Genomic DNA, 11013 nt, shown 5'->3' with positions numbered 1-11013 from the left:
GGTGTGGGCGGGTAGCGGCGCGGGCATGGCCCCGGTGTTGGTCCGGGTGTGAGCATCACTTCAGCGGTGCAGTCATCTCGCCGAGCTGGTCGAGACTGGCACGCCTACACCGCGACGGTGAAGCAGCAGCACGGCCGAACTCCCTGAGCGACGTCGGTCGGCCTGGCGGCCTTGGTCCTCGCGCGATCACCTCAGCGACAACCACCGCCCGACAACAGACAGCGGCCCAACGGAAACCCTTGGAGGGCCGCTGCGTTGGAAGTGCGGTTAGTTGGGGACGATGGTGACCTGTTCGCCCACCGAGCCGTCAGGGAATGTCACCATCCGACGCGTCGACCCCGGCGGCAGCACGGCAACGGCCCCGTCCGGCGGTGTGACCGGGATCATCACCTGGTTGCCGTCCTCATCGAGCACCGGTCGACCATCCTTGCCGACGAGCGGTGCCAGCGGGCCAGGCAGGTTCGGCTCGGGTGGCTCCTGCGGGTTCGGCTCGGGTGGCCCCTGTCGATCCGATGACACACCAACCACCTCCATCTGGGGCGTTTTGCCGGTGAACCGGTCACCGCCAACAAGCTCACACCGACTGCTAGTGCCGCTGCGGTGCTACGCACGCCGTCCATCCTTTGAGTGTGCAGTCGCGTCGCTGCACCGTCCAGTGTCTGGCTATCCGGGCTCTACTTGGTGATGACGACCACTTGAGAACATGACACTCCGGTCGGACACGGCACCCGCGGCCACGGACGCGCTGAACGACGCACCCTGAAGGTCGCCGCCGTGGCCGCTGGACTGTTGTTCCCGCACGCTGCCCAGGCCGTCCAGATCGTGCGCCGGCGCCGACCAGCCAACGGTAAGAAATGCTGGTCCACCGAGACCGTCTCCGCGATCACCTCCCTCACCCCGGCCCAGGCCGGGCCCCGCCGAACTGGCCGCGATCATCCGCGGACACTGGTCGATCGAGGACCGCCTGCACTGGGTCCGCGACATGCAAAGACCAATCCCAGACCCGCACCCACAACGGCCCCCAAGTGATGGCCAGCCTGCGCAACCCCGCCATCACCATCTTGCGCCTCACCGGCACCACCAACATCGCCGAAGCCCTACGCCACAACGCCCGAAGACCCCACCGGCCCCTCGAAACGATCAAGCAGTGCTAACCCGCCCAACGACTTTGCCGGGGCCCTGGACCTCGGCTGGGGACCAGGCTTGGCGGTTTTGGGGGTTGATTGGGACTGAGATGTGTTCGTGCGTGATCAACCATGTTTCGCCGGAGCGCCGGCAACAAACGCTCGATCGGACCCAGAGTGAGCTTTGCTGGCCGTTCTTGCGCGTTCCGCCGCTCAGGTGAAGCATATGCGCGAAGGCGACGTCCGCACCTGTCGCAATGGTCAGGTCGTGCGTTTCCATGCTGATGGGGCCCGTGTATTCGTTGAACCATCGCTCGAAGTTGCCGCGAACGTCGGCCGATCCCACGTATTGCAGTGGGGGAACGACGTCGTAATAGACGACGTCGGGAGAATAGTGGGACATGAGTTGCTCGAGGTCTTTTTTCTGGCAGGCATCGACTCGGCTGTCCAAGAGTGCCCTGACCTGGGAATCGTTCGACGTCATCGCATCCTCCGCTCAAGAGACCGGCTCGCCTCACCAGTCCGACGACGTAGCCCACCGGGATGTCAGGCCCCGAATTGGGTCTGCGGAATTGCGGAATGGATTGAGTAGCGGGGTGTAGCGGTAGAACTGTCCGCCGTGACCAGATCAAACGATTGCTTCGAGCGGGTCGCCTTTTCGGTGGAACAAGCAGGAAACAAGTGAGGAGATCGTGGCGAATTATCGGCATCGCTGGTGTCGCCGGGATCGGCATAGCAGCATGCTCCTCGGTGGACCACTAATCGATCGAGGAGCAAATACCTGTGGCAAATTCCGGAGTACGCCGGCGCAGTGTGGCGGCGATCCTGCCGCTCGCTCTTGCGGCGACCCTGCTTGGGCTTCCCGGTACCGCGAACGCCCTCTCGCCCGACGTCGTCATCTCCGCCGTGTACGGCGGCGGTGGCAACTCCGGGGCGATCTTCACGAACGACTACATCGAACTGGCCAACCCCACCGACAACGCCATCGACGTGTCGACGTGGAGTGTCCAGTACGCCTCGGCCGCGGGCACGGCATTCCAGATGACCAGGCTGACTGGCAGCATCCCCGCGCACGGTAGGTACCTCGTCCAGGAGGCGGCGGGCGCGAACGGCACCACCGTCCTGCCCGCGCCCGACGCCACCGGGACGATCCCGATGTCGGCTACCTCAGGCGTCGTCGCGCTCGTCACGAACCAGACCCCGCTGCTCGGCTGCGGCACTACCTGCGCAACTGCCCCGGGCGTCAAGGACCTGGTCGGCTACGGCGCGACGGCGAACGTCGAGACGTCCGCCGCACCCGCGCTCACCAACACCACGGCCGACGCCCGCTCCGGAGCGCTTGCCGATACTGACAACAACGCTGCCGACTTCATCTCCGGGGTGCCGAAGGCAACGAACTCGGCCGGTACTACGGTCGACGCCGGCGACCCAGGTGGTCCCGTCGACCCGACCCCCGGAACCGTTCGCATCCACGACATCCAGGGCTCCGGCCGGGTCTCCCCGATCGTCGGACAGAACGTCACCAACGTTCCTGGCATCGTCACGGCCACCAGGGTGACCGGCAATGTGCGCGGCTTCTGGTTCCAGGACCCCACGGTCGACGCCGACGGCCTGACCAGTGAGGGCATCTTCGTCTTCATGGGTTCGACCTCACCGACGGTCGTCGCCGGCGATTCCGTCCTCGTCTCCGGTCGCGTCACCGAATTCCGGCCGGCTACCGGTGCGCAGACGCTCACCGAACTCGGTGGCACCATCAACACCATCAGGCTCAGTGGTGGCAACGCCTTGCCGGCCGCGATCCCGATCGTCTCTCCGGACGCCTACACCAAGAGCGGCAGCCTTGAAGCCCAGCCGCTGGAGCCGTCCAGCTACGTTCTGGACTGGCTGGAGGTCCATGAGGGCATGCGGATCACCGTCGGACAGGACACCCGCCTGGTCAGCCCGGTCAACACCGAGTTCGACGAACTGTGGGTGACGCTCAAGCCGGGCCAGAACCCGACCCCGCGCGGCGGCACCATCTACAAGTCGTACGACGACCAGAACAGCGGCCGCCTCATGATCCTCGCGCTGAACGGTGCGCCGGCCGCGAACGTCGGCTCCACTCTGGCCGCCGGCACGACAGGACCGCTCGACTACCAGTCGTTCGGCGGCTACGTCCTGCAGGCGACCGAGCTCGGCGCGATCACCCAGAGCGGGCTCAAGCGCCAGAAGGTGCTCCCGCCGAAGAAGGCAGGCGACCTGTCCGTCGCGACGTACAACGTCGAGAACCTCGCCGCCACCAACCCGCAGTCCAAGTTCGACAAGCTCGCCGAAGCAGTCGTCACCAACCTCGGCTCGCCCGACATCCTTGCCCTGGAAGAGATCCAGGACAACAACGGCGCGACCGACAACGGCGTCGTCGCGGCCGACCAGACGGTGGCGAGGTTCGTCGCGGCGATCCAGGCGGCGGGCGGTCCTGCCTACGCCTCGCGCTCGATCGACCCGAAGAACGACACCGACGGCGGCGAGCCGGGCGGCAACATCCGCCAGGTCTTCCTCTTCAACCCGCTCCGTACGACGTTCGTCGACCGCCCGGGTGGTGACGCCGAAACGGCCGTCTCGGTGGTTCGCGCACGCCCGACCAGCAACCAGGTCGCGCTGTCGGTCTCGCCCGGTCGGATCGACCCCACCAGCGACGCCTGGCCGTCCAGCCGCAAGCCGCTCGTGGGTGAGTTCCTGTACGACGGCAACAAGCAACTGTTCGTCGTTGCCAACCACTTCAACTCCAAGGGTGGCGATTCCCCACTGTCGGCAGCCGTCCAGCCGCCGGTTCGCAGTACCGAGGTGCAGCGCCTCAAGCAGGCCACCGAGGTTCGCGACTTCGTGCAGGATCTGTCCACCAAGAGCGCCGGCCGCGCCCGCGTCGTCGTACTGGGAGACCTCAACGACTACCAGTTCAGTCCGACCATCCAGAGCGTCACCAACAACGGCGCCCTGCTCAAGCCGCTGATCGAGACCCTGCCCGTCGACCAGCGCTACAGCTACATCTTCGACGGCAACTCCCAGGTACTCGACCACATCCTGATCAGCCCCGCGATCCAGGGCTACTCGTACGGCGTTGTCCACATCAACTCCGAGTTCTCCGACCAGGCCAGCGATCACGATCCCCAGATCGTCCGGATCCTCACGGGATGCGACAGCAGCCCGTTGCCGGCCCGCTGCCTCCCGGGCAGTCCCGTAGTCGACCAGTAATTCCCTGGACAGGAGCGCTCGTTCTCTCACGGGGGCGGGCGCTCCTTGCTTTGGCTTCGTTGACCGAGCTGTCGGAGTTCGGCTACCGTCGGGTTCAACGTGGCAGGGGCTGCGTCGAGACTCGCCGGAAGGCTGGAAGCCACCCCGATTCATTTCCAGTGGTCAGAGTGGAGTTCGCGCTCCCTTGTGGCCCGTGCGAGTCCGGGCGCGAGAGGAACGCGCGATGAGATTTCTGCCTGACAAGCCAAGCCTGGGTTTCCTGCGCAAAGAGGCCAAGGACCTACTGGCCGCACTCCGCGAATCAAGCCCGCAGGCGTCGCTTGCCGATGCCCAGCGGGCCTTGGCGGCGGAGTACGGGATGCGCGACTGGACCGAGCTGAAGTCGGAAGCCGAGCGGCGGGCGGCAGAGCTGCCGGTCGCACCAGATGGGCTCGCCGATTCACTGGCCAAAGCCTTCGGCCTCGGTGATGTCACTGCCGCAGCCACGCCCGTCACGTTCACTCCGATGGGTCGCTGCTGGTCGATCACGACCGACCGCGGTCGCTGGCTCGCTGTCACGGTCTATCCCTGGATCACCGATGCCCAGGCCGAGGTCGGTGCCCGACTCCGCGACGCGGCGGTTGCCGCCGGTGTTGTCGCCCCGACTCCCGTCCGCAGTCCCGACGGCCGACTGATCGAAACCGTGCAGGAACAGAACTGGCGGGTTCATGAGTGGATCGAGGTCGGGCCGACGCCGGTGACGCCGACGCCGGTAGCGGTGGCGCGGCAGATCGGCGCGACGTACGGGGTGTTGCACTCGTTGGCGATTCCGAGTGAAGCGCCGCTCGGCTGGTACCTGACTTGCCGCAAGCCCGCGGCCGACTGGGATCGCCTTCTCGATCGGGCTCGTGCCGCCGGCAAGCCGTGGGCCGAGCAGCTCAACCAGGCCCTGCCGATCCTCGCTGAACTGCGAACGATCGAACTCGATGCCGACGGCAACTTCATTCTCTGTAACAGCAACCTGATCCCCGAGCATGTCCGCATCGGACACAACGAGGAGCTGGTCGTGACCGAATGGGATTTCGCCGGATCGATGACCCCGGAGCTCGAGCTCGGCTCGGCACTGGGCCAGTGGGTACTCCGGCCAACGCTCAATCGCAAAGCGCTGCTGGCGTTCCGCGAAGGCTATGAAGAAGCTGCCGGCCACTGGCCCAAGCTCGAGCTGGCGTCCTTCGCTGTCGCGGTCTCCGCCTGGCTCAACTGGATGTACAACACGATCTGTGAAGCCATCGACCCGACCAACGCCGACCAGGCCGACGTTGCCGAGCGCGGCACCCTCGATCTCCTCAACCACCCCATGAGCTGCGCCTCGCTCCAAGAACTCCTTGCAGCACTCGACACCTAGACCGGCCGAACGACCGGGTCAAGTGCGAGCGGATCGGGGCACAGGTCCTTGAACTGTTCGTAGAGCTCCTCGGTCACGATGTCCAGAGCGACGGTGAGTCGTCCGTTCTGGGTGTCGATCGCCACTCCACCGATCGAACCGTCGCGAACGAAATCACCCAGGCGCCGGACGATTCGGTCAACTTCGGCCTCGCTCAGCACCTTCGGTCCCTCCGGAGGTGCTGAGCACGGTACGACGTTGCCTGTCGCAACTGTTTCCTGCTTGGGTGCGGCCTGCTCGGTGACGTCGATCGCTCGACCATGCCAGGTGCCCCGCAAGGTCGCCCAGCCGCTCCGCGTCCCTCGGACTGTCTCCGGCGAGCTCAGCCGATCAAGGTCGACCCCGGTCACCACCACCGCGAGCGTCGCAGGGCACGCCGGCACCGGTGTGACCATCGGCTTGGGCGTCTCGCCAGGCAGCACAGGCGGCACCTGGAGATCCGATGTCGTCGCGCGTGGAGGGCAGAAAACCACGGCCTGCGCCGGCGCCGCAATCACCTGTCCCGTCACCTCGACGCGATCGCCATCCCGGACGACCAGGTCGGCGGCAGTCAGCGTCGGCCTCCACGGCTCCCCGATCGGTGGAGTCGAAGTCACCTCACCACACCCCGCAACAACTGCCCCGATCACAACACTCACGGCAAGGACCCGCGCTCGACCTCGATGCATGAGGTTCACCCCCACCCCTAGAGACGCCAAGCGCCGCACCAGCGTTGCACCCGGGCGACACGCCGTGGTTGTAATCTTGACTGGTTCCAGAAAACGAGTAAGACTGCGGGCGTGCCGTCGAGCTTGGAGTTGCAGCAGTTGCTGCGCGGGGCCGCCATGCGGGTTACGCGTCCGCGGGTGGCGGTGCTGACCGCAGTGCATGCTTATCCGCACGCCGACACGGACACGATCATCAGTGCCGTTCGGACGGAACTTCCTGACGTGTCCCACCAGGCCGTGTACGACTGCCTGCACGCCCTCACCGCCGCGAAGCTCGTACGGCGCATCCAGCCGTCCGGATCCGTGGCTCGCTACGAGTCGCGGGTCGGAGACAACCATCACCACGTGATTTGCCGGTCGTGCAGCGTGATCGCTGATGTCGACTGTGCTGTCGGACATGCCCCGTGCCTGACCGCGTCCGACGAGAACGGCTTCGTGATCGACGAGGCCGAGGTCATCTACTGGGGCCTCTGTGCCGACTGTTCCACCGCATGAACAACCTGACTTTCCCCGAAGAGCGTCCAGTCCCGGAAGGAAACCCAGATGTCTGAGCAGGAGCACCAGCCACTCCCCGGAGAGTCAACCCCGGAGAGTCAAGGAGAGGGCGGGAAGGGCCAGGGTGGCTGCCCCGTTCCGCACGGTCGCGCGGCGCACCCGACGTACGGCGGTGGGAACCGGGGCTGGTGGCCGAACCAGCTCAACCTGAAGATCCTCGCCAAGAACCCCGCGGTCCGGAACCCCCTCGGTGAGGAGTTCGACTACGCCGCGGAGTTCAAGACCCTCGACCTGCCCGCCGTGAAGCAGGACATCGCCGAGGTGCTGACGACGTCGCAGGACTGGTGGCCGGCGGACTTCGGTCACTACGGCCCGTTCATGATCCGGATGGCGTGGCACAGCGCGGGTACGTACCGCATCAGCGACGGTCGTGGTGGCGCCGGGGCCGGCCAGCAGCGGTTCGCGCCGCTGAACAGCTGGCCGGACAACGCGAACCTCGACAAGGCCCGCCGGCTGCTGTGGCCGGTCAAGAAGAAGTACGGCCAGAAGCTCTCCTGGGCCGACTTGTTCATCCTCACCGGCAACGTCGCGCTGGAGTCGATGGGCTTCAAGACCTTCGGTTTCGCCGGCGGTCGCCCGGACGTCTGGGAGCCGGATGAGGACGTCTACTGGGGCCCCGAGACCACCTGGCTCGAAGACGAGCGCTACACCGGTGACCGGGAGCTGGAGCAGCCGCTGGGCGCAGTACAGATGGGTCTCATCTACGTGAACCCGGAAGGCCCGAACGGCAACCCGGACCCGCTCGCTTCGGCGCGCGACATCCGCGAGACGTTCGGCCGGATGGCGATGAACGATGAGGAGACCGTCGCGCTGATCGCCGGTGGTCACACCTTCGGCAAGACCCACGGTGCGGCCGACCCGGAGCAGTACGTCGGTGCGGAGCCCGAGGGTGCGCCGCTCGAGGAGCAGGGCCTCGGCTGGAAGAACACCTACGGCAGCGGCAAGGGCCGGGATGCGATCACCAGCGGCATCGAGGTGACCTGGACGGCCACGCCGACGACGTGGAGCAACAGCTTCTTCGAGAACCTGTTCGGCCACGAGTGGGAGCTGACCAAGAGCCCGGCCGGTGCCAACCAGTGGCAGCCGAAGGACGGCGCCGGCGCCAACACTGTGCCGGACCCCGAGGACGGCTCGCTGACCCGCCCGCCGACGATGCTGACGACGGACCTCGCGCTGCGGTTCGACCCGATCTACGAGCCGATCTCGCGGCGCTTCCTGGAGAACCCGGCCGAGTTCGCGGACGCCTTCGCCCGCGCCTGGTTCAAGTTGACCCACCGCGACATGGGTCCGATCGTTCGCTACCTCGGCCCGGAGGTTCCGACCGAGACGCTGATCTGGCAGGACCCGCTGCCCGCGGCGACAGGCGAGGTCATCGGGGACGCCGAGATCGACGCCCTCAAGGCTCAGCTCCTCGCCTCGGGGCTGTCCGTCTCCCAGCTGGTCTCCACCGCCTGGGCGTCGGCATCGTCGTTCCGCGGCAGCGACAAGCGGGGTGGCGCCAACGGCGCCCGCATCCGCCTCGAGCCGCAGAACGGCTGGGAGGTCAACAACCCCGACGAGCTGGCGACAGTACTGCGTACGCTCGAAGGCATCCAGGCGACCTTCAATGCCGGGGGCAAGCAAGTATCCCTCGCCGACCTGATCGTGCTCGGAGGGACCGCCGCAGTCGAGGCGGCCGCCAAGAAGGCCGGGTACGACGTCGAGGTCGCCTTCACCCCGGGGCGCGTGGACGCGTCGCAGGAGCAGACGGACAGCGATTCGTTCGCCGCGCTCGAGCCGGCCGCTGACGGGTTCCGCAACTACCTCGGGAAGGGCAACCGGCTGCCGGCCGAGTATCTCCTTCTGGACAAGGCGAATCTGCTGACCCTGACCGCGCCCGAGCTGACCGTCCTGATCGGTGGTCTGCGGGTACTGGGTGCGAACCACGGGCAATCGTCGGCCGGCGTACTGACCGAGACTCCCGGTTCGCTGACGAACGACTTCTTCGCGAACCTGCTGGACCTCGGCACCGACTGGAAGCCGACCTCCAGCGACGCGGAGACCTTCGAGGCCCGCGACGCCGCCGGTGAGGTCAAGTGGACCGGCAGCCGGGTCGACCTGGTCTTCGGCTCGAACTCCGAGCTCCGCGCCCTCGCCGAGGTCTACGCGAGCGACGACGCCAAGGAGAAGTTCGTCAACGACTTCGCCGCGGCATGGACCAAGGTCATGGAGCTCGACCGCTTCGACCTCGTCTGATCTCATCGTCCAGGTCGGCCCACCCGGGCCGACCTGGGCGAGCCCGTACTACGCCCCGCGCAGCCGCGTGACTAGGCCACTTCGTAGGCGGTGCGTAGTTTGGCGGCGAGCTCGTGGTCGCGGCGCCAGTCTGGCCCGGTTGGTGCCAGGATTATGCGCTCGGTGCCGGCTTTTTCGTACTTAGCCAATTGCTCCACGGCTCGCTGCGGATTGGGGTCCAATTGGGGCGCGACGAGCGTCGCCCTGATCGCCGGGCGCCCGAGCTCGGCGGCGAGGCGGTTGATCTCCTCGAGGCTTGTGGTGATCTCCTCGGGCCGCATCCCGATCGTCGCCCACCCGTCGCCGTACCGGGCCGCGCGGCGGATAGCGGCGCGACCGGAACTCCCATTCCCCCGGCCCGTACTACGCTCCGCTGCCACTACCGGAGCGGCAGTCCTCAGCCCGCGGTCTTGGGTTTGATGAGCGGTGCGTCCCGCGTGAGTTCCCGGAATCCGACGCTGTAGTACAGCCCGCGCGCCTTGGGATGCCCCGGCGCACCCAGGCAGGCGACCGTCATGTGCGTGGCCCCGGCTGCCCGCGCCTGCCGCATCCCGTGCAGAAGCATCGCCCGGCCCAGGCCCAGCCGGCGGTAGTCCGGATGCGTCCCGACTGGCTCGAATTCGGCGGTCTTGTTCGCTTCGTCGAGCCACATGATCGTCGAGGCTGCCTTCGTTCCGTCCGGCGCCTCCACCAGGATGTGCAGGTCGCCGCGATACGCCGCCGTCTGCCGGACACCCTGATAGCCCTCTGCCGTGTAGGTCGAGGGTGCCCAGGCGTCCAAATGGGCCTTGACTGCAGCCTCTGGCCCGGCCTCGTCGGCGGTGCGGAACCGGAATCCGTCGGGCAGTACCGGCTGCTCCACGTCGATGAGATCCCGCTCGTTGAGCTGGGTCCAGGACCCGGTGTCGCCGAGCGAGGCCAGGTCGGTCTGGTAACCGTGCGCCGCCCATCGCGACAGGCCGAACTGATCGGCGGCGCTCGGCATCACCGTGCGCTCGAGGTCCGCCGCCGTTGCGTCGTACCAGTCGATCACCTCGTCAACCAGCCCGGCGTGGTCGGGATGGACCTGATACGCCAGATAGGCGCCGGTGACGTCCTTCACCGATCCGTCGCTCCGCCTCACCTGGTGCGGAAGATACGCCCAGCTCCACGCCACCAGCTCCCCGCCAGAAAACCACAGCCGACGCGGCCAGCTTGCGCCGTCGCTGGCGTGCCCCTTGCCCCAGATCCAGGCCAGCTCGCCGTACGACGCGTCGGCGCTGATGAGGTCCGGGCGGATGGCGGTGACCCGCTGCGCCAGGCCCTGCATGAGCTGCACGTCCGCGGCGGTCACCAGCTCGAAGTTCGCCATGGTGCGCCACTGTGTCAGGACTCCGCAAAGCCGTCGAACCGTTTTCCGCGGCGGCAGACGTCGTCACGACCGGCAGGGTGAACGTTGCCTGCTACGGCTCTAGCTGTCGGACGACTTGTCTGCCGATAGTGCGGCGATCTGGGCGCGGGCTGCCGTGACCAGTTCCTCGTTCGTGTTGGCGTGACCGGCGAGGCCCCAGCCGCCTTCGGGGGCCTCGGTGAGCAGGACCCAGGTGCGGTCGGTCAAGGCCGTGTCGCCGGCTGCCTTGGTGACGATCTCGGTGAACTGGCTGACGACCGCGAGTTGTTTGTCGCGGTCCAGCGCGCCGCTGTTGGTCAGTACCTGCAC

10 protein-coding genes are annotated in these 11013 nt (G+C 67.0%); 4 read left to right on the top strand and 6 right to left on the bottom strand.

Translation table 11 applies throughout. The annotated features are described in order from the left end of the window. Nucleotides 1-267: 267 nt before the first annotated feature. Nucleotides 268-519: a hypothetical protein gene (locus VFG33_RS03750; protein WP_325022390.1), complete on the bottom strand. Its 252-nt coding sequence runs from the start codon at nucleotides 517-519 to the stop codon at nucleotides 268-270. A 621-nt stretch (nucleotides 520-1140) separates the two neighbouring features. Then, nucleotides 1141-1608, bottom strand: coding sequence for a YybH family protein (locus tag VFG33_RS03745; protein WP_325022388.1), 468 nt, complete (start codon nucleotides 1606-1608; stop codon nucleotides 1141-1143). A 299-nt stretch (nucleotides 1609-1907) separates the two neighbouring features. On the opposite strand from VFG33_RS03745, the gene VFG33_RS03740 reads away from it, so the two are divergent. Both VFG33_RS03740 and VFG33_RS03735 read left to right on the top strand, forming a co-directional pair. Further along, entirely contained in the window at nucleotides 1908-4355 is a 2448-nt protein-coding gene (locus tag VFG33_RS03740) for a DUF8508 domain-containing protein (RefSeq protein ID WP_325022386.1), read from the top strand. Nucleotides 4356-4578: 223 nt separating this feature from the next. After that, complete coding sequence (locus VFG33_RS03735; protein WP_325022384.1) at nucleotides 4579-5739, top strand: aminoglycoside phosphotransferase/kinase family protein; 1161 nt, start codon at nucleotides 4579-4581, stop codon at nucleotides 5737-5739. On the opposite strand, the gene VFG33_RS03730 is transcribed toward VFG33_RS03735, so the two are convergent. Continuing rightward, the gene (locus VFG33_RS03730; RefSeq protein WP_325022382.1) at nucleotides 5736-6374 is read right to left on the bottom strand and encodes a hypothetical protein; all 639 of its coding nucleotides are present in this window, start codon (nucleotides 6372-6374) and stop codon (nucleotides 5736-5738) included. The two genes, VFG33_RS03735 and VFG33_RS03730, sit on opposite strands and share 4 nt — an antisense overlap. Nucleotides 6375-6602: 228 nt before the next feature. On the opposite strand from VFG33_RS03730, the gene VFG33_RS03725 reads away from it, so the two are divergent. Continuing rightward, the gene (locus tag VFG33_RS03725; protein ID WP_325022392.1) at nucleotides 6603-6980 is read left to right on the top strand and encodes a Fur family transcriptional regulator; all 378 of its coding nucleotides are present in this window, start codon (nucleotides 6603-6605) and stop codon (nucleotides 6978-6980) included. Between the two features lie 48 nt (nucleotides 6981-7028). Next, entirely contained in the window at nucleotides 7029-9275 is a 2247-nt protein-coding gene (gene katG / locus VFG33_RS03720; RefSeq protein WP_325022380.1) for a catalase/peroxidase HPI, read from the top strand. A gap of 71 nt (nucleotides 9276-9346) precedes the next feature. Here the strand turns inward: katG and VFG33_RS03715 are convergent, their stop codons facing one another. The 3 genes from VFG33_RS03715 to VFG33_RS03705 all read right to left on the bottom strand — a co-directional run. Then, entirely contained in the window at nucleotides 9347-9694 is a 348-nt protein-coding gene (locus tag VFG33_RS03715; RefSeq protein WP_325022378.1) for an LLM class flavin-dependent oxidoreductase, read from the bottom strand. 17 nt (nucleotides 9695-9711) lie between these two features. After that, nucleotides 9712-10647 carry a GNAT family N-acetyltransferase gene (locus VFG33_RS03710; RefSeq protein ID WP_325022376.1) on the bottom strand — a complete coding sequence of 312 codons (936 nt, stop codon included), beginning with the start codon at nucleotides 10645-10647 and terminating at the stop codon, nucleotides 9712-9714. 117 nt (nucleotides 10648-10764) lie between these two features. Beyond that, nucleotides 10765-11013, bottom strand: a 249-nt coding sequence (locus tag VFG33_RS03705; RefSeq protein WP_325022374.1) for a tautomerase family protein, incomplete at its 5' end; no start/stop codon positions are given.

This window comes from Kribbella sp., assembly GCF_035687465.1.
GTDB lineage: Bacteria > Actinomycetota > Actinomycetes > Propionibacteriales > Kribbellaceae > Kribbella.
This window is presented reverse-complemented; position numbering and strand designations above follow the sequence as displayed.

Excerpts from the sequence above, each read along its gene's own strand:
- VFG33_RS03745 (WP_325022388.1), bottom strand. The coding sequence starts at position 1,608 with ATGACGTCGAACGATTCCCAGGTCAGGGCACTCTTGGACAGCCGAGTC.
- VFG33_RS03735 (WP_325022384.1), top strand. The coding sequence starts at position 4,579 with ATGAGATTTCTGCCTGACAAGCCAAGCCTGGGTTTCCTGCGCAAAGAG.
- katG (WP_325022380.1), top strand. The coding sequence starts at position 7,029 with ATGTCTGAGCAGGAGCACCAGCCACTCCCCGGAGAGTCAACCCCGGAG.
- VFG33_RS03725 (WP_325022392.1), top strand. The coding sequence starts at position 6,603 with ATGCGGGTTACGCGTCCGCGGGTGGCGGTGCTGACCGCAGTGCATGCT.